Source organism: Streptomyces sp. NBC_01525, from assembly GCF_045040405.1.
Classification (GTDB): Bacteria; Actinomycetota; Actinomycetes; order Streptomycetales; family Streptomycetaceae; genus Streptomyces; species Streptomyces benahoarensis.
Map to the genome: position 1 here is coordinate 1,982,522 of NZ_CP109397.1, position 18,694 is coordinate 2,001,215.

16 protein-coding genes and 1 tRNA gene are annotated in these 18,694 nt (G+C 71.5%); 5 read left to right on the top strand and 12 right to left on the bottom strand.

Annotated features, from left to right (window positions below; all coding sequences use genetic code 11):
* Nucleotides 1-23: 23 nt before the first annotated feature.
* The 3 genes from OG422_RS08830 to OG422_RS08840 all read right to left on the bottom strand — a co-directional run bounded on the left by OG422_RS08830 (nt 24) and on the right by OG422_RS08840 (nt 1,849).
* Nucleotides 24-524 (bottom strand): VOC family protein, encoded by a 501-nt coding sequence (locus tag OG422_RS08830; protein WP_143945140.1) that lies wholly within the window; start codon nt 522-524, stop codon nt 24-26.
* Nucleotides 525-564: 40 nt separating this feature from the next.
* Nucleotides 565-1,116 carry a DoxX family protein gene (locus OG422_RS08835; RefSeq protein ID WP_405741716.1) on the bottom strand — a complete coding sequence of 184 codons (552 nt, stop codon included), beginning with the start codon at nt 1,114-1,116 and terminating at the stop codon, nt 565-567.
* 661 nt (nt 1,117-1,777) lie between these two features.
* A tRNA-Val gene (locus OG422_RS08840) sits at nt 1,778-1,849 on the bottom strand.
* Between the two features lie 142 nt (nt 1,850-1,991).
* Between OG422_RS08840 and OG422_RS08845 the strand changes: the two genes are divergently transcribed.
* From OG422_RS08845 to OG422_RS08855, 3 genes are all read left to right on the top strand, one after another.
* A complete protein-coding gene (locus OG422_RS08845; RefSeq protein WP_405741719.1) occupies nt 1,992-3,365 on the top strand; it encodes a hypothetical protein in 1,374 nt (457 codons plus the stop codon).
* 310 nt (nt 3,366-3,675) lie between these two features.
* Nucleotides 3,676-4,335, top strand: a complete 660-nt coding sequence (locus tag OG422_RS08850) for a DUF4383 domain-containing protein (RefSeq protein WP_405741722.1) — start codon at nt 3,676-3,678, stop codon at nt 4,333-4,335.
* A 93-nt stretch (nt 4,336-4,428) separates the two neighbouring features.
* Complete coding sequence (locus OG422_RS08855; protein ID WP_143944668.1) at nt 4,429-4,641, top strand: zinc ribbon domain-containing protein; 213 nt, start codon at nt 4,429-4,431, stop codon at nt 4,639-4,641.
* Nucleotides 4,642-4,840: 199 nt separating this feature from the next.
* Here the strand turns inward: OG422_RS08855 and OG422_RS08860 are convergent, their stop codons facing one another.
* The 3 genes from OG422_RS08860 to OG422_RS08870 all read right to left on the bottom strand — a co-directional run bounded on the left by OG422_RS08860 (nt 4,841) and on the right by OG422_RS08870 (nt 9,502).
* The gene (locus OG422_RS08860) at nt 4,841-5,677 is read right to left on the bottom strand and encodes an HAD family hydrolase (RefSeq protein ID WP_405741725.1); all 837 of its coding nucleotides are present in this window, start codon (nt 5,675-5,677) and stop codon (nt 4,841-4,843) included.
* Complete coding sequence (locus OG422_RS08865) at nt 5,677-8,226, bottom strand: phosphoribosyltransferase (protein ID WP_405741728.1); 2,550 nt, start codon at nt 8,224-8,226, stop codon at nt 5,677-5,679. Before OG422_RS08865 ends, OG422_RS08860 begins: the two co-directional genes overlap by 1 nt.
* A gap of 103 nt (nt 8,227-8,329) precedes the next feature.
* Nucleotides 8,330-9,502, bottom strand: coding sequence for an HpcH/HpaI aldolase/citrate lyase family protein (locus OG422_RS08870; RefSeq protein ID WP_405741731.1), 1,173 nt, complete (start codon nt 9,500-9,502; stop codon nt 8,330-8,332).
* Nucleotides 9,503-9,697: 195 nt separating this feature from the next.
* Between OG422_RS08870 and OG422_RS08875 the strand changes: the two genes are divergently transcribed.
* Nucleotides 9,698-10,759 carry a TerD family protein gene (locus OG422_RS08875; protein ID WP_405741734.1) on the top strand — a complete coding sequence of 354 codons (1,062 nt, stop codon included), beginning with the start codon at nt 9,698-9,700 and terminating at the stop codon, nt 10,757-10,759.
* Between the two features lie 103 nt (nt 10,760-10,862).
* On the opposite strand, the gene OG422_RS08880 is transcribed toward OG422_RS08875, so the two are convergent.
* The 6 genes from OG422_RS08880 to OG422_RS08905 form a co-directional block, all read right to left on the bottom strand.
* Complete coding sequence (locus tag OG422_RS08880; RefSeq protein ID WP_143940655.1) at nt 10,863-11,600, bottom strand: Tellurium resistance; 738 nt, start codon at nt 11,598-11,600, stop codon at nt 10,863-10,865.
* A 96-nt stretch (nt 11,601-11,696) separates the two neighbouring features.
* Nucleotides 11,697-12,824: a DUF475 domain-containing protein gene (locus tag OG422_RS08885; RefSeq protein ID WP_405741737.1), complete on the bottom strand. Its 1,128-nt coding sequence runs from the start codon at nt 12,822-12,824 to the stop codon at nt 11,697-11,699.
* A gap of 54 nt (nt 12,825-12,878) precedes the next feature.
* Nucleotides 12,879-13,454, bottom strand: a complete 576-nt coding sequence (locus OG422_RS08890) for a TerD family protein (protein WP_405741740.1) — start codon at nt 13,452-13,454, stop codon at nt 12,879-12,881.
* A 163-nt stretch (nt 13,455-13,617) separates the two neighbouring features.
* Nucleotides 13,618-14,193, bottom strand: coding sequence for a TerD family protein (locus OG422_RS08895; protein ID WP_143940658.1), 576 nt, complete (start codon nt 14,191-14,193; stop codon nt 13,618-13,620).
* Between the two features lie 161 nt (nt 14,194-14,354).
* Nucleotides 14,355-14,813, bottom strand: coding sequence for a peroxiredoxin (locus OG422_RS08900; RefSeq protein ID WP_030286771.1), 459 nt, complete (start codon nt 14,811-14,813; stop codon nt 14,355-14,357).
* A gap of 148 nt (nt 14,814-14,961) precedes the next feature.
* A complete protein-coding gene (locus OG422_RS08905; RefSeq protein WP_143940659.1) occupies nt 14,962-15,393 on the bottom strand; it encodes a DUF3052 domain-containing protein in 432 nt (143 codons plus the stop codon).
* Between the two features lie 529 nt (nt 15,394-15,922).
* Between OG422_RS08905 and aceE the strand changes: the two genes are divergently transcribed.
* Complete coding sequence (aceE, locus tag OG422_RS08910) at nt 15,923-18,655, top strand: pyruvate dehydrogenase (acetyl-transferring), homodimeric type (RefSeq protein ID WP_143940660.1); 2,733 nt, start codon at nt 15,923-15,925, stop codon at nt 18,653-18,655.
* The last annotated feature ends 39 nt before the right edge of the window (nt 18,656-18,694 follow it).

Genomic DNA, 18,694 nt, shown 5'->3' on the forward strand with positions numbered 1-18,694 from the left:
CGCCCGGAGGGCCCAGGGGCAATTCAGGTGGCCTGACCGACCGCCGCTCCCGTCTCCCGGTCCGGCCCCCAGTGCGCGAGCGCGGCGGCGAGGTCGAGGGGCCGCACCCGGTCCGGTTCGTCCGGGCCCGGCCAGTCCTCGCGCGGCACCCGCCACATGACCTCGAACTCGTTGCCGTCCGGGTCCTTGGCGTACAGCGACTTCGATACGAGGTGATCGCTCTCCCCGACCAGCGCGCCACGCGCGGCCAGCAGTTCCCGGGCCGCGACCAGCTCCCTGAGCGTGCCGACCTCCCAGGCCAGGTGGTACAGCCCCACCCGCCCGGTCCCGGGCCCCGGTGCGTCCTCCCCCACGGCGAACAGTCCCAGGTCGTGATCGTTCAGGGAACCGGCCGCCCGGAGGAACGCCGCCCGGCCGGGCAACTCATCGACCGGCGCGAGCCCCAGGACCTCCCCGTAGAACGCCACGGACACCGTGACGTCCCGCACGTACAGCACCGCATGATTCAGCCTGCGCACCGACACCGGACTCACCCTCCTCTTCCTCTCCACACCGGCGGCAACGTCAGTTACGCACCAGCAGCACGATCCCGGCGAGTACCACGCCCAGGATCAGGGCCAGTGCGCCGTACCGCAGCCGGTGGGAGCGCAGGACCGGCACCCAGCGGTCGAGGGCGTAGCGCCCGGGCCCGGTCAGGGCGAGTGCGGCCGCCCCGAAGGTCAGCAGGAGTTCGTACTCGACGCCCTTGGGCGCGAAGAAGCCGCCGCCCCATTTGACGGCCAGCGCGTTGATCATCGTGCCCACGACGGCGGCGGCAGCCAGCGGCGTGAACAGCCCGACGGCCAGCCCGAGCCCGCCCAGCACCTCGCTGAGCCCGGCCACGACGGCCATGGTGTGACCGGCCGGGTAGCCGCTCATCGTGAAGAACTGGCCGGTGCCGTCCAGTCCGGGCCCGTCGAACCAGCCGAACAGCTTCTGCGCCCCGTGCGCAGCCATCGTCAGACCGATGACCAGCCGCAGTACGAGCAGGCCCGCGGCGTAGCCGTGCGGGGACGAATCGGGGTGTTCCGGCGCACCGGCGCGCGCCGTCGGGACGGTACCGAGGGGGGTGGTCATGGGAGGCCGCTCTTTCGGACGGAGACAGGGAAAGATTTACTTGAAACTTCAAGACATCTGCATTTGACGATACACAGCCACCCCATCCGCGACAACCGGCACCATCGGCAGCCGCCGCCCGACATCCCCGGCCTCCGCCCGGCCCCCACGTACGCGAAAGACCCCCTGCATGCTTCTTGCAGAGGGCCTTCGCGAGGACATGGCGCTACGGGGGGGGCACCAATCGGGCCGCTCCGGGCGTACCTCAGCGGCCCACTCCTTCCGGGACAGCAACCCCCACCCTCCGATCAAGGTCAGAGCGGCGATCACGGAAAAGGCGACGCCACCGAGCCCGAAGAGCGCACGCTGCCACCACACCCACCCCAGCCCGGGCACGACGGCGTTCCCGACCATGCCCGGCCCGCCGAGCAGAACGATGAAGAGTCCGCGGGCATCCCACGACCAGAACGAGGTCCGCCGCCCGTCACGCCCGTACGGCAGCACGGCCCGCGCGACCCCACGGCAAGCGCCTCGAACGCACCGCCCCGCCGCTTCTCCCGCGCCCCTTCCGGCCTCTCCTGCGGCATTCCGCCCCCTTCCCCTTCGGCCCCACACCGGAACCGATGTCATCCCTGGACGCGAAAGACCCCCCGCCACAATCGGCGAGGGGTCTTTCGACCGGTGGGCACAGACGGATTCGAACCGCCGACATCTGCTTTGTAAGAGCAGCGCTCTACCGCTGAGCTATGCGCCCTGGTCGAGGCGACAGACTACCTTGCCGTACGGGCCGAACTGCAAGCCAGCGGGCATATCGCGAACTTACCGGCCGGTGTGTTCGTTTCTCCCGAGTGGGAGAATGGCAGCCGGTTCCGGGGCGATCCGATCGGGAGAGGGATGTGACGGCGACACACACGCAGCCGTACGAGCAGCGAGCACGCCGTCGGGCCCGCGGGGGGCCGTTGCGTGAGGCGGTGGCGCTGGCCCTGCTGCCGTTGCCGCTGCTGGTCGCGGTGGCTCCGGCGGCGTTCGCCGGGGGCGGTACGCGGCGGTGGTTCGGGCGTGGGGACGGTCAGCGGGCCGAGGCGCAGGCGGCGAAGGACGCGGCCGCGGCGGCGTTCTACGAGCTGGACACCGCGCAGCGGGATCTGCGTATCTCGCTGGAGACGATCACCGCGGTCGACAACTCGCCGCGGGCGAGCCGGGCGGCCGAGGAGTACCAGGGGTTCATCCGGCGGATCGACGAGGTCAGCCAGGGGTACATCACGGCCGTCGACGCCCATGATCTGGACCGCGACGATCTGGACGGCGCAGCCGCCGGGCGGGCGCGGGCCGATCTGACGCGAGCCCGGGAGGAGCTGGAGCGCGCCAAGGCCGATCTGGACCGTTTCGGGCAGGGGCTGGGCCCGCTGCTGGCGGCGGCGGAGACGCAGCTCGCGCGGCTGGCGCCCGCCGTGGAGCGGGCCCGGCAGGCGCTGCTCGCGGCGAGCAACGCGCTGGACGCCGTCCGCGCCAAGGGCTTGGCGGCCGACGAGCTGGCGGCCCGGCTGGCGGCGCTCGCACCGGAGCTGACCAAGCTCAACGAGGGCGCCGGTCGGCACGGCGTGCAGGAGACGATCCGGCGCGCCGACGAGGTGCTGCGCCGGTCCGAGGAGCTGCGGGCGGAGGCCGAGCGGCTGCCGGAGCGGGCGGCCGAGATCGACAAGCGCCTGGTGTCGCTGCGTACCCGCGCGCAGGCGATCTCGACGCGGGCCGGGCAGGTCGATCCGGTGCTGAGCGAGCTGCGGCGGCGGTACAGCGCGGCGTGCTGGCAGGACCTCCAGCGCGTTCCCGAGCAGGCGGCGGAGTCGGTGGCGCAGGCCGGGACGAAGCTGCGCGAGGCCCAGCGGGCGCGGGACGGCCAGCGGTGGGCGGATGCGGCGAGCCTGCTGGCGACGGTCCGGGCGCTGCTGGACACCACGAACGACGCGGTCTCGGCGGCCGGTGACCGTCTGCAGCGGCTCGACGCGGTCGCCTTCGACCGGCAGAAGGAGGTCGACCGGACGCGGTTCGCGGTCCGGGATGCCCAGCGGCTGGCAATGACGGGCCGCAGTACGCCCGATCCCCGCCATGCGCGCCCGTTGGACGACGCGGTCGCCCGGCTGGATCGCGCGGTCGCCGGTCTGGAGGGCCGCCACCCCGACTGGTGGCACTTCCTGACCGAGACGGAGGCGGTACGCGAGACCGCCGCGCGGGTGGTCCGCGAGATCCGGGAGGAGCGGGGCGGGGGCTGAGCGAGCCCCCGCCCGAGTGGGCCGGGCCGGGCCCGGGCAGGTCCGGGGCGTCCGGGCGAGGCGGGGCCGCTTGCCTTCCCGGCCGGGCCGACCGAGGCCGAGCCACCCGAGGCCGCCGGTTCCGCCCCGAGCCAGGTGAGCCCGCCCCCGGACGCCGGGCACGCGCAACCTCACCGGCCACCGCCCCACCCCTCTACCGCAGAGCGACCACCCCGCCGCCCCCGCGGCGCATTGGCGTGACCCGACCCCCTGACGGATCCTGGAAAGCAACACAGCCCAAGCGGCACGTTCTGCGCAAGGGAGGCCGGAGATGGCAACGACTGGGGCTACCGGAACCACGAGGGTCGGACCGCACGGTCTGCACGGGCCCTCGAATCTGTTCCGTGGGGGCAAGCTGCGCCACACCCGACTCGACGAGCATCTGCCGATCGACCACCGGCTCAGCAAGGTCTACCGGGTCGGCGCGGGACTGATGGGCCTGGTCCTGGTCGCGTTCGGCATACTCGGTCTGCTCAACAGGATCGGCTTCTTCGACACCGGTGGCGCGATGGTCGCCGAGCTGAACACCAACGGCGCGCTGAGCGTCCTGTCGATCATCGTGGGCGTGGTGCTGTTCGGCGGCATGGTCATCGGCGGCAATCTGGCGTCGACGCTCAACATCGTGCTGGGCTTGCTGTTCCTGCTGAGCGGATTCGTGAACCTGGCGCTGCTGCAGACCGGCGCGAACTTCCTCGCGTTCAAGATCCAGAACGTGCTGTTCAGCTTCGTGGTCGGCCTGCTGCTGGTGGTCTTCGGCATGTACGGGCGGGTCAGCGGCGGGCTGTCGCACGACAACCCGTACTGGCGCGCCCGTCACCCCGAGGCGGCGCACCGGCCGACGCCCGCCCCCGGCCCCACGGCCGCCCGGGAGGCGGCGCTGGAGCAGCTGCGGAAGGGCGAGGGGCCGGACACCGGACGGGCCGGGGCCTGATCACCGGGCCGGACGTGCCGCCGCCGGGTGCCCGCCCGGCGGCATCGGGTGCCCGGGCGGGGCCGCGGGCGTGACAGCCCTTAATCTGTCGCCATGCCTCGTTACGAGTACCGGTGCCGTCCCTGTGGTTCCACCTTCGAGCTGAGCCGGCCGATGGCCGAGTCCGCCGCGCCCGCCGTCTGTCCGGACGGGCACGAGGACACCGTGAAGCTGCTCTCCACCGTCGCCGTCGCCGGTTCCGCCCCGGCGCCCGCACCCTCGGGAGGCGGGGGCGGCGGCTGCTGCGGGGGCGGCTGCTGCGGCTGACCGCGTTCGCCACGTAGCGGCATCCGGGACGCGAGCCCCCGGACGCGGGTACGGAAGAAGACCCCCGGTGTGATGGAGCTGTCCAGGAACACACCACGCCCGGAGGTCTTCGCCTCCTACCGTAGCTGCCGTTGACCTGCTCGGATGCATCCGGCCCGGCCCCGCCCCGAGGCGCCGGGCCTCCCGGGCCCCCGTACCGTCACGCGAGCGTGCCCCGGACCCCGTCCCCCTCCCGTACCGCCTCGTGGAAGGCGCGGAGGATGCGTTCGCCCGCGGCGGCTCCCCGCTCGGTCAGGGCGGTGACCTGCGGGGCGCGGAAGTCGGTGGCGGCCAGTTCGCCGTGGCCGGGGCGCCAGGCGCGGTCGGCGGCGAGGAGGAGATCGGCGTCGAGCAGGGAGTCGCCCGCGGCGAGGACCTCGGTGGCGCCGGTGCGGCGGCGGACCTCCGCGACCGCCGCGCTCTTGGTCAGCGGCTTCGGCACCGCGTAGACCTTGCGGCCCTGGAGCGAGACGGACCAGCCGCGGCCGTCCGCCCACGCGGTCAGCTCCTCGGTCCAGCCGTCGGGCAGCAGCGCCCGCTCCACGACGAGGTACGCGAAGAGGTCCTCGGCGGTCCGCTCCCTGAGCAGCCAGGCGGGGTCGGCGGAGCGGACCAGATGGGCGTGGACCTCGTCGAGCGGGGCGCAGCCCTCGGCGAGGCGGGCGGCGACCGTGCGCTGCCAGTCGCGGTCCGGTACGCCGTCCACCAGCAGATGGCCGCCGTTGGCGCAGACCGCGAACCGCGGCGGCGGGCCGGGCAGATGGATGCGCCGGTACTGCTCGCGGGTGCGGGTGGTGGCCGGGACGAAGACGGCCCGGGCGGCGAGGTCGGTGAGCAGCGCCGCCGCGGTCTCCGTCAGGTAGGAGAGCGGGCGCCTTTCGTAGACCTCGACGCAGAGCAGGCGGGGTGCCTCGGCGTCCGGCACGGTGAGGTCCAGCGCCGCCGCCGAGTAGATGAGGGTGCGGTCGAGGTCGCTGGCGACAAGGGTGGTCGTCATCAGGCCACCGTCCGGCCGTCGGCGCCGGTCGCCCCGCGGGTGTAGCGGGGGTGGATCAACCCGACGCAGGCGTAGGGGAGTTCGCCGACCTCCTCGACGGGGACGCCGCGTTCCTCGGCGAGCAGGCGTACGTGGTCGAGGTCGGGTCCGGCACCGCGGCGGGCGAGGATCTTCCACGGGACCCGGCGCAGCAGTACCCGGGTGGTCTCTCCCACGCCGGGCTTGACGAGGTTGATGTCGTCGATGCCGTACTCCTTGCTGATCCGCTCGACGGCGGCCCATCCCTCCCAGGTGGGGCGGCGGTCCTCGGCGGCCAGGCGGGCGGCGTCGGCGGCGACGCCGTCCGCGACCTCGGCGAAGCGGGCGGTGACCGCGTCGAGGAAGGTGCCGGAGAGGTCGGCGCCGGACAGCTCGCGGTAGAACTTGGCGCCGTGGAAGTCGTCCGGCCCCACCAGGTCGTCGCGGAGGACGGTGCGGGATATCAGCCCGGAGACGGTGGAGTTGAGGCAGGCGGACGGGACGAGGAAGTCATCGCGGGTGCCGTAGGTGCCGACGCAGCCGCCGGGGTCGGCGAGGACCGCGATGCGCGGGTCGAAGCCGGGGAACTCCGTCAGTGCGGCGGTGAGTTCGCGGGTGATGGCGCCCTTGCCCGTCCAGCCGTCGACGAAGACGACATCGGCCGGGTCGTGGTGGGCGGCGAGCCAGCGCAGTGCGGTGGTGTCGATGCCGCGGCCGCGGACGATGGAGATGGCGTAGTGCGGCAGGTCCAGGCCGTGCGCGTGGTGCGCCCAGCGGCGCATCAGCACGCCGACGGGCGTCCCGGCGCGGGCCAGTGAGGCCAGTACCGGCCGGGGCGGCGGGCCCGTGAGATGGCCGCGGCGGCGCGGGAGTTCGGCGAGGACGGTCTCGGTGACGGCGCCGACGGCGCGGGCGATGCGGGCGGCGGACGTCTCCAGCGCGGCGTGGAAGAGCGCCTGGTACCGATGGGACGGCTGGTACTCGACGGGCAGCGATTCCGCGTAGTGCGCGCCGCCGCTCTGGATGGCCTCCTCGCGCTCCTCGGTCGGCGCCTCCAGCGTCACCGCGGACAGGTCCTGGAGCAGCCAGCCGACCTCCTCGGGGGCGTACGAGGAGAACGCGGGGCCGCGCAGCGGCTCGGGGAGGGGCATGGGCGGGGCCTGTCGGTGTGGTGCGCGGTCCGCCGCGGCGGGCCGCGGGGTGTGGGCGGGGACGACGGCGAGGAGCAGCCGGTCGGTGTGGGCGGCGAGGCGGTCCAGCAGACCGCCGGGGGCGTGGAGTTCGGGGGTGTCGCCGTGCGAGTCGACGACAGCGACGATCGCGTCGAAGCGGCGGGCCGGGTCGCCGCCGGGTGCGACGTTGTAGGCGTGGCGCGGGCCGGGGCCGTCGGCCGGGTCGTCGTGGGCGGGGAAGGTGAGGCGGGTGCGGAGGGCGTAGCCGGGGTCGTCGACGGCGAGGACCGGGGAGCGGGTGGTGGTGGAGAAGAACACCGCGGGGCCGTCGTCGTGGCCGGCGCCGTCCGCGGCCCAGGTCTCGGCGGCGCGCTCGGCGTCCAGGGCGCCGAAGCCGTCGGGTGCGCCGAGCCGCTGGTCGAGGGCGTGGGCCAGCCGCAGCGGTGCGTACATCAGCTCCTCGTTGCCGAGCACGAGGACGCGGCGGGCGGCGCCGAGGTGGTCGCGGAGCCGGTCGGCCATGGCGGGCAGCGCCGCGTCGAGCCGGACGCGGTGGGCGGGGGTGAAGCCGTGGCGGCCGCCGTCCGGCAGGCCGTCCGGCCAGGCCAGATCGGTCCGGACGGCGGCGTTCCGCGGCGCGGCGGGCGGTGCCTCCTCCGGGGCGTCATGGGCGGCGACCAGCTCCTGGCCACGCCGCAGGACGTCGGCGGGCAGCCGTACGCCACCGGCGGCGAGCGCGAGGAGGTCGACGCGGGCGCCCAGGTCGGCGGCGAACTTCTCCAGGTGACGGCGGTCGCCCTCGGAGCGCATGTCGACGAGGGCGACGACGACGTACCGCTGCCGGGGGAAGCGGGCGTGCAGCGCCTTGATGGTGTTCAGGACCGTGCGGCCGGTGGAGAACTCGTCGTCGACGAGGACCAGCGGGCCGTCGCCCGCGAGCAGCGCCGGATCCTCGGGCAGCAGCAGATGGGAGGTGGCGTGGGAGTGCTCCTCCTCGAAGCCGCCGGCGGGTGCGACGCCCTCCACCGGCCTGCGGGTGGAGTGCAGATACGGCGCGAGGCCCAGGCCGTCGGCGACGGAGTGGCCGAGTCCGGTGGCCGTCTCGGCGTATCCGAGGACCACCGCGCGGGACGCCTCGTCGTCACCGAGCAGCGCGCGCACCCGGCGGCCCAGCCCCACGCCGACGCCGTGCACCACACCGGGCCGCTGCGGCACATGCTTGCCGAGCACATGCGAGACGAGCAGATGGGCCCGTTTGGGGTTGCGCCGCAGCGCCAGCCCCAGCAGCCCGGGCAGCTGGTCCCCGCCGCTGAGCGAGACCCCGAGCCGCCGAGCGACCCATTCTCCCGTCCACACCACGCGTTTCTTCCCCTCCGTCGAATTCCCTGTGCGACGGGCGCCGTGCGGTGCCCGCGGGGCGGTCGCGCCGTGCGCCGCCCGTCGTCCGTTCCGTCCGCCGCGGTCAGTCCTGCGGCACGCTCGCGGTGAGCAGTTCCACGAAACCGACACCCTCGCGGGCCACCCCGAACGCCTCGGCGCGCAGCAGGGTGCGCTCGGCCCAGGCGCGATGCGGCTTCACCTCGTTCATCTTGTTGGTGTACGCGGAGCGGAGGACGCCGCCGTCGCCGCGCTCGGGCCGCAGGATGTCGGCGGCGTCGCTGAACTCCTCGTGGCTGACGACCGAGAGGGCGTGCACCGGCGCGACGTGCGAGGGATGGATGCAGGTCTTGCCCAGCAGGCCGTTGGCGCGGTCGAGTTCGATCTCGCGCAGCAGCCCGTCCATGTCGTGCTCGATCAGCGCCGTCCGCAGCTCCTCGGCGCGGCCCTGGAACGGGCTGCGGCGCAGCTGCGGTTTGAACATCCGCTCATGCAGCCGGAAATACTCCCACACCGGCCCGGTGACGGTGAACCCGCTGCCGTCGGCCCGTCCCAGCACATTGACCACGTCGGCGATGACGGAGGCGACGATCTGGACGTCGTAGGCGGTCATGTCCGGCGCGCGGCGCAGTCCGTACGCGGAGCAGAAGTCGGTGACGCCGAGGCGCAGGGCGAGGACGCGGTCGCGGTGGTCGTCGACGGTCGCGGCGATCCCGGCCAGCGTTTCGCGGCGGCTCTCCAGGTGGAGCAGTTGCGGGGACTCCAGGACCGGCATCGCGAAGAGCCGTCGGCCGCAGGCGGCTTCGGTGGCACGCAGGGCCTCCAGGAAAGCGGCGCCGCGCTCCGCGGTGAACTTCGGCAGCACGAAGCCGGAGAGGCGGCGCACCGCGGGCCCCATCCGCCGCGCGAGGTCGGATATCTGCTCGGGCGTGCGGACGCGGATGAAGAGGAGGGGGAGGTCGGCGCCGTCTTCGGCCGCCGCGTCGAGCAGCGCGAACTGCCGGACGAGGTTGGCCTCCCCGGCCACCACCTCGGCGTCGCTGATGGAGTCCTCCAGGCAGAGGACCATCGACACGACGCCGCGCCCGGTCTGCTTGCGGATGTCGTCGGCGAGCCGTGGCCGGGTGGCGGGGCTGTAGAGCGTGGCGCCGAGCGCGGTCGCGAGGGTGCGGGCGGGTGAGGCTGTGGTGAACTCCACCGGCTCCCGGTGGAACAACTTCTTCCGGATGTCGGGCCCGAGATGCCCAAAATGCCGCATACAACTCCCCGTATACAGGCGCGAACCGGGCACACCCGCTGCGTCTTGACCTCTGGATCCAGCCGATAATCGTACGTGCGGGGGGTGACGGAAAGTTCCCTCGGGCGGGAAATCGCCCCGGTACGCCCGCCCCGCGCGCCCACCGGCCGGTGCCCCGCGTTGTCCGCCCGGCCTCGGGGAAGGCAGGATTGCGCTATGACGCACGCCATGCTGAAAGGGTCGAACGTACCCGTGGACACCACGGCCGTACGCGCCGTCCTGCGGTGGACACCCGGCGCGGACGTCCCCGACGTCGACGCCTCGGCGCTGCTGGTCGGGCCCGGCGGACGCGTGCGCTCCGACGAGGATTTCGTCTTCTACAACCAGCCGCAGCACCCCGGCTGCGGCGTCCGCCACCTGGCCAAGGCCCCGGTCGGCGAGAGCCTGACCGACACCCTGGAGGCCGACCTCACCACACTCGACGCCTCCGTCGACCGCATCCTCCTCACCGCCTCCGCCGACGGCGGAACGTTCGGGAACGTGCCGGACCTGCGGGTCCTGCTGTACGACGCGGCGGGCGGCGACGGCGAACCGCTGCTGCTCTTCGACATCGTGCCCGACACCGGCAACGAGACGGCCCTGATCTGCGGTGAGCTCTACCGGCGCGCCGGTAGCTGGAAGTTCCGCGCGCTGGGCCAGGGGTACGACAGCGGACTGCTCGGCCTGGCCACGGAGTTCGGGATCTCGGTCGAGGAGGACGGCGAGGGCCACACCCCCGAGCCGTCCGGCCCGTCCGCCGCACCGGCCCCGCACCCCACCGCCCCGCCGCTCCCGGACGGCCCCCCGGTGAGGGGCGGCGCCGACGGCCCGGTGGTCCCGCCGCCGTCCGCATGGCCCCAGGAAGCGGCCGCCCCGCCGGTCGCCGCGGCGGGCGGCGGTCACCCCGCGTCCGACCCGGACGCCGCGACCCAGCACGTCCCGGACCCGGCGACGGGCCAGCTGCCCGACGCCTTCCCCCTCGCCCCGCCGCAGGGCTCCCCGGCGACCGGCGGCTACGGCTACCCGCAGCACGTCCCCCCGCCGCCCGCCCAGCCCCCGGCCCAGCCCGCCTACGGCTACCCCGGCCCGCCGCACCAGCCGGGCCCACCGCCGTACCAGCCGCAGCCCGCGTACGGCTACCCGCAGCAGCCCCCGGCGTACGGCTACCCGCAGCAACCGGCCGCGCCGGAGCCCGCCTTCGTCCTGCCACCCCAGGGCCCGCAGTTCCAACGGCGCTGAGAGTGCCGCACCCCGGGGCGGGCCCCACTACGGAGGCGCGCCCCGGGGCGCGGCGGACGGCGGGCGGGCCCGGCGCGGCGACCGGCCGGGCGTGGCCCCGGGCTCACGTCTTCGACTTGTAGCCCCGGCCCCACTGGAGTCCCCAGCCGTAGAGCCGGTCCAGCTCCGCCTGGAAGCCGTAGACGTACTTCACCTCGCGGCGCACCGTCAGCTCGCCCTTGCTGTTCTCCAGCGTGAAGATCGCGCAGGACCGGGCCTGCGGCGCCCGCTCGTCGAGCCGGATCTGCACCCGCGGCCCGGTGGTCGGGTAGAGCGTCACCACCGCGTGCGTACGGTCGAAGGCGGGCGTGCCGTCGTAGATGTAGACGAAGATCAGCAGCCGCTTGATCTCATCGCGCTGGTCCATGTTGATGTACAGCGTCTCGCCGGACGGCGAACCGAACCGGTCGTCGCCGCTGAGCTGTACATACGGCGCGGTGTTGAGGTCGCCGAGGAAGTCGCCGAGCGGCTGCACCACGCCCTTGGTGCCGTCCTTCAGCTCGTACATGCAGGCCAGGTCGAGGTCGATCTGGACGACCGCCGGGCCCTGCGACTGCACCACCTCGGGCGTGAACATCCGGCTCGGGTGCCGCAGCAGGGAGCGCAGGCTCCGCCCGCTCCGGTCACCCAGATCCGTGGTCCGCATCTGCCAGTGCAGATTGACCCGCATATGGCCGTGGTCCGCGCCCTGTTTGCTGAGCGAGACCGTCGGTTTCCGCTTCGTCAGCTCGACGACGTACGACCCGCCGCCGTTGTCGAACGCCGGCGCACCGCCGCGCCAGAAGTTCCCGAGGAACGACACTTGCCCACCCCACTGCTCGGCCCGATGACAACGGGGCGGCCCGAGGTCCGCACCCCGTGGCCGCCCCGCTGAGAGCGTTCCTCAATCAGGCCGGCGTCACACGCCGGAGGATACTTCGGCCTTCGCCTCGGCGCCGTCGCCGGGCCCGGCCTCCCGGCGGTTCTTGACCACCGAGGACCAGAAGGACAGCCCGATCAGCACGACACCGATGAGACCGGTGATGACCTCGCTGATCTCGTACCTGATGGTGGCGAGCAGGATGACGGCGAGCGCGCCGATCGCGTAGTGCGCGCCGTGCTCCAGGTAGACGTAGTCGTCGAGGGTGCCCTTGCGGACCAGGAAGACCGTCAGCGACCTGATGTACATCGCGCCGATGCCCAGACCCAGCGCCATCGCGAAGATGTCGTTGGTGATGGCGAACGCGCCGATCACGCCGTCGAAGGAGAACGACGCGTCGATGACCTCCAGGTAGAGGAACATGAAGAACGCGGCCTTACCGGCCAGGCCCACGGCGGCGCCGGTGCCCTTCTTCGCGGGCGCCGCGGCGGCCTCGTCCTCGTCCTCCTCGTCATCCTCCAGCTTGTCCTCGAAGTACCCGGAGATACCGCCGACGACGAGGTAGGTGATCAGACCGCCGACACCGGCGAGCAGGACCGTGGCGGTCTTGTCACCGCCGCCGTGCGCAACGTTCGTGGCGACCGTCATGGCGGTCACCAGCAGCGCCGCCAGCGCGACGATCACGGAGAGGGTGTCGAGCTTGCCGAGGCGAGCCATCGGCTTCTCGATCCAGGCCAGCCACTTGTGGTCGCGCTCCTCGAAAAGGAATTCGAGGAAGATCATCAGCAGGAAAATGCCGCCGAAGGCCGCGATGGCCGGATGCGCGGCGGTGACCAGCTCCTGGTAATGGGCCTTGTCGTTGATGGCGAGCTTGACCGCCTCGATCGGCCCGAGTTTCGCCGTGATCGCCACGATGACGACCGGGAACACCAGCCGCATGCCGAAGACCGCGACCAGAATGCCGAGGGTCAGAAAGATCTTCTGCCAGAAGGCGTTCATCTTGCGCAGGATGCCCGCGTTGATGACCGCATTGTCGAACGAGAGCGAAATCTCCAGGATCGACAGGATCCCGACGATCGCGAGCCCCTGCCACCCCCAGAGCACGCCGGCCACGGCGAGGCCGACCACCGTGACGGCGAACGACCAGCCAAAGGTTTTCAGGAGCACTGCCTACCCATTCCCTAGCTCTACGGGCCCCCGCGCACACGGCGTGGCGCCTTTTTACGAAACGTTGACCCCGAAGTCTAGAGCGATGCCCCGCAGACCCGACGCGTACCCCTGCCCCACGGCCCGGAACTTCCATTCGCCGTGGTAGCGGTACACCTCACCGAAGATCATCGCCGTTTCGGCGGAGGCGTCCTCGCTCAGGTCGTACCGCGCGAGTTCGCTGCCGTCGGCCTGATTCACGATGCGGATGAAGGCGTTGCTGACCTGACCGAAGCTCTGGCCGCGCAGATCCGCCTCATGGATCGACACGGGAAAGACGATCTTGTCGACCCGGTCGGGCACGCGGGTGAGGTCGACCAGGATCGATTCATCGTCGCCCTCGCCCTCACCGGTGAGATTGTCGCCCGTGTGTTCGACGGAGCCTTCCGGGCTCTTGAGGTTGTTGTAGAAGACGAAGTACTCGTCGCCCAGCACCCGGCCCCCGGCGCAGAGCAGCGCGCTGGCGTCGAGGTCGAAAGGGGCCCCTGTGGTGGACCGTGCGTCCCAGCCGAGACCGACCATGATCTGCGTGAGGTCCGGCGCGGCCTTGGACAGGGAGACATTGCCTCCCTTGGCGAGTGTGACGCTCATGGTGTTCGGATCCTCCCCGGTGTCGTGACAGGCCGCGGCGCACCCTGGGCCGCCGCCCCTCTGTGCGCGCGTGCGGCGCCGCACCCCCTTGCGGGCGTACGGCGCCGCACGTGGTCGAGCGGTGCCGCGGGCGTTGCGCCTCGGGGCGCGGGCCCGCGAGCGGTCAGACGTTGACGCCGAAGTCCTGCGCGATGCCGCGCAGCCCCGAGGCGTACCCCTGGCCGATGGCGCGGAACTTCCACTCCGCGCCGTTGCGGTACAGCTCGCCGAAGACCATGGCGGTCTCGGTCGAGGCGTCCTCGCTCAGGTCGTAGCGCGCCAGCTCGTTGCCGTCGGCCTGGTTGACGACGCGGATGTACGCGTTGCGGACCTGGCCGAAGCTCTGCTGGCGGGTCTCGGCGTCGTAGATCGACACCGGGAAGACGATCTTCGCGACATCGGCGGGGACACCGGCGAGATTGACCTTGATGGCCTCGTCGTCGCCCTCGCCCTCACCGGTGGTGTTGTCGCCGGTGTGCTCGACCGAACCGTCGGGGCTCTTCAGATTGTTGAAGAACACGAAGTTCTGGTCGCCGGCCACCTTGCCCTGGTCGTTCGTCAGCAGAGCGCTGGCGTCCAGGTCGAAGTCCGTACCGGTGGTGGTACGCGCGTCCCAGCCCAGACCGACGAGCACGGCGGTCAGATTGGGGGCTTCCTTCGTCAGCGAGACGTTGCCGCCCTTGCTGAGGCTGACTCCCACGAGTCCTCCCATAGATTCGAGGGGTACGTCAAGATTTTTTGCGCCCCCATCGTGCATGGCATCGGATCAACGAATCGATCCTAGTGACCGGTTCCCGCCGATCGCAGATATCACCGGTGAATGTCGGCTGCGGCGGGAACCGGCGCCACCCACGGCGTCGCTCAGAGGGCGTCGAGCGCCTTGACGTACTCGTTCAGGTCGCGGGCGTCGGGCAGACCGTTGACCACCGACCAGCGGACCACGCCCTCCTTGTCGATGACGAAGGTGCCGCGCACCGCGCAGCCCTTCTCCTCATCGAAGACGCCGTACGCGCGCGACGCCTCACCGTGCGGCCAGAAGTCCGACAGCATCGGGTACTCAAGGCCCTCCTGCTCGGCGAAGACGCGCAGCGAGAACGGGGAGTCGTTGGAGACGGCCAGCAGCTGCACGTCGTCGTTGACGAACTTGGGCAGCTCGTCGCGGAGCGCGCACAGCTCGCCCGTGCAGACGCCGGTGAAGGCGAAGGGGTAGAAGAGGAGAACGACGGCCTTCTCACCCCGGAACTGGGAGAGCGTGACCAGCTCGCCGTGCTGGTTCTTCAGCTCGAAATCCGGAGCCTTCGTGCCGACCTCGATCGCCATGGGGTGCATCCCTTCGCTCACGTTCAAACGGGTATCGGCCCAACCCTACGCGCCCGCCCGCGCGCGCCGGAGGCCGTCCCCGGACGGCACCGAGCCCCCTCCGGACGGATCCGGAGGGGGCTCGGGTGCGGCTGGCGGAAAAGGCCGCTCAGCGCTTGCCGGACTTCGGCGTGACCAGCCGGCTGCCCGACCAGTCCTTGCCCGCGTTGATGCTCTTGGTCTGGGACAGACCCGCGGTCTGCGCGGCCTCATTGATGTCGCTCGGCTCGATGTAGCCCTCGCGCCCGGTCTTGGGCGTCATCAGCCACACAGGGGCGCCCTCGTCGATCAGGCTGATGGCATCCACCAGCGCGTCCGTGAGGTCACCGTCGTCGTCCCGGAACCACAGCACGACGGCGTCTGCCACGTCGTCGTAGTCCTCGTCGACGAGGTCCTGGCCGATAACGGCCTCAATACCTTCGCGGAGCTCTTGCTCGACGTCGTCGTCGAAGCCGATCTCCTGGACCACCTGTCCGGGCTCGAACCCCAGCCTGGCGGCATGGTTGGTCCGCTCCTCCGCGTGGTCCGCGGTCGCGCTCACGGATTGCCTCCTGTCGTGTTTCGGAAATGCTCTGAAACGCCCCGCGCGTGCGCGGAGCATTGGGCGTAGTCCACACGGGCGGGACGGATCGCGCAAGTACCCGGCCGCGGAGACCGCCTAAACGGTGACGATTGGCGGCGTCTCGCCGCAACTGCGACCCCGTCCGGACGGGCCGAAGTGATGCACCTCACGACGATCTGCCGGGTTTGCGGTGTGGACAGTCGCGGCGATCCCTCCTAGGTGTTCTACCCGCCTCTCGGACACCCATGCGGATTCCGTACCTCAGTACGTCACCCTCTGTCGACATGGGCGTATGGTTGCGATTTGGCCGACCTGTCACCGCGGCCCGCGCCGCCATCGGCTCCCGGCCTGGGGTTACCCCTCGGTAGAGATGACGTATCGCGATGCCTCGGTACACGATGGAAGGCGGCGCGACCATCGACAGGCACCACAGAGAGACACCATCCGACCGCGTGCGCAGCAGCTATCGCGTGCAGAGCACGACATGACCCGAACACGAAGGAACAGCGTGGCTTCCGGATCCGATCGAAACCCGATCATCATTGGCGGCCTTCCCAGCCAGGTCCCGGACTTCGATCCCGAAGAGACCCAGGAATGGCTCGACTCGCTCGACGCAGCCGTCGATGAGCGAGGCCGGGAACGAGCTCGCTACCTCATGCTTCGACTGATCGAGCGTGCCCGCGAGAAGCGCGTGGCCGTGCCCGAGATGCGCAGCACGGACTACGTCAACACCATCGCCACCAAGGACGAGCCGTTCTTCCCCGGCAACGAGGAGATCGAGCGCAAGGTCCTGAACGCGACCCGGTGGAACGCGGCCGTCATGGTCTCCCGGGCGCAGCGCCCCGGTATCGGCGTCGGCGGTCACATCGCCACGTTCGCCTCCTCCGCCTCCCTGTACGACGTGGGCTTCAACCACTTCTTCCGGGGCAAGGACGACGGCAAGGGCGGCGACCAGATCTTCTTCCAGGGCCACGCCTCCCCCGGCGTGTACGCCCGCGCGTATCTGCTGGACCGGCTCTCCAACGCGCAGCTGGACGCGTTCCGCCAGGAGAAGTCCAAGGCCCCCAACGGTCTGTCGAGCTACCCGCACCCGCGGCTGATGCCGGACTTCTGGGAGTTCCCGACCGTCTCGATGGGCCTGGGCCCGCTCGGCGCGATCTACCAGGCGCGGATGAACCGCTACATGGAGGCGCGCGGCATCGCCGACACCTCCGACAGTCACGTCTGGGCCTTCCTGGGCGACGGCGAGATGGACGAGCCGGAGTCGCTGGGCCAGCTCTCCATCGCCGCGCGCGAGGGGCTGGACAACCTCACCTTCGTCGTCAACTGCAACCTGCAGCGCCTGGACGGCCCGGTCCGCGGTAACGGCAAGATCATGCAGGAGCTGGAGTCGCAGTTCCGCGGCGCCGGGTGGAACGTCATCAAGCTGGTCTGGGACCGCAGCTGGGATCCGCTGCTGGCGCAGGACCGCGACGGCGTCCTGGTCAACAAGCTCAACACCACGCCCGACGGTCAGTTCCAGACGTACGCCACCGAGACCGGCGCGTACATCCGTGACCACTTCTTCGGCGGCGACCACCGGCTGCGCGCCATGGTCGAGAACATGACCGACGACCAGATCCTGCACCTGGGACGCGGCGGTCACGACCACAAGAAGATCTACGCGGCGTACGCGGCGGCCAAGGCCCACAAGGGCCAGCCGACGGTGATCCTCGCGCAGACCGTCAAGGGCTGGACGCTCGGCCCGAACTTCGAGGGCCGCAACGCGACCCACCAGATGAAGAAGCTGACGGTCGAGGACCTCAAGGGCTTCCGCGACCGGCTGCGGCTGCCGATCCCGGACAAGGACCTGGAGGACGGCCTGCCGCCGTACTACCACCCGGGCCGCGACTCCGAAGAGATCCAGTACATGCACGACCGCCGCACGGCGCTGGGCGGCTATGTGCCGACCCGTGTCGTGCGCGCCAAGCCGCTGCCGCTGCCGGACGACAAGGCGTACGCCGGTGCCAAGAAGGGCTCCGGCCACCAGAAGATCGCCACGACCATGGCGTTCGTCCGGGTGCTGAAGGACCTCATGCGGGACAAGGAGATCGGCAAGCGCTTCGTGCCGATCGCGCCCGACGAGTACCGCACCTTCGGCATGGACGCGTTCTTCCCGTCGGCGAAGATCTACAACCCGCTGGGCCAGATCTACGAGTCGGTCGACCGCGAGCTGCTGCTGGCCTACAAGGAGTCGCCGACCGGCCAGATGCTGCACGACGGCATCACCGAGGCCGGTTGCACCGCCTCGCTGATCGCCGCGGGCTCCGCCTACGCCACCCATGGCGAGCCGCTGATCCCGGTCTACGTCTTCTACTCGATGTTCGGTTTCCAGCGGACCGGCGACCAGTTCTGGCAGATGGCCGACCAGCTGGCGCGCGGTTTCGTGCTCGGCGCGACCGCCGGCCGTACGACGCTGACCGGCGAGGGCCTGCAGCACGCCGACGGCCACTCCCAGCTGCTGGCCTCGACCAACCCGGCGTGTGTCGCCTACGACCCGGCGTACGGCTACGAGATCGCGCACATCGTCAAGGACGGTCTGCGCCGGATGTACGGCGAGAACTCCGAGGACGTCTTCTACTACCTGACCGTCTACAACGAGCCGATCCAGCACCCGGCCGAGCCCGCCGATGTGGACGTCGAGGGCATCCTCAAGGGTCTGCACCGGATCAAGGCCGGGGAGAAGGGCGAGCACGCGGCCCAGATCCTCGCCTCGGGTGTCGCGGTGCCGTGGGCCGAGGAGGCCCAGCGGATCCTCGCGGACGAGTGGAACGTCAAGGCGGACGTCTGGTCGGCGACCTCCTGGAACGAGCTGCGCCGCGAGGCCGTGGACGTCGAGCGCCACAACCTGCTCCACCCCGAGGAGGAGCAGCAGGTCCCGTACGTCACCCGCAAGCTGGCGGACGCGCCCGGCCCGAAGGTCGCGGTGTCGGACTGGATGCGTTCGGTGCCGGACCAGATCGCGCGCTGGGTGCCCGGTGCGTACCAGTCGCTGGGCGCCGACGGCTTCGGCTTCGCGGACACCCGTGGCGCCGCCCGCCGCTTCTTCCACATCGACGCGCAGTCGATCGTGCTCGGTGTGCTGACCGAGCTGGCGAAGGAGGGCAAGGTCGACCGCTCGCTGCTGAAGCAGGCCATCGACCGCTACGAGCTGCTGGACGTCACGGCCGCCGACGCCGGGGAGGCGGGCGGCGACGCCTGATCCGCCGCACGGCCCCTGCCGCGCCCCCGACCGGTCCGC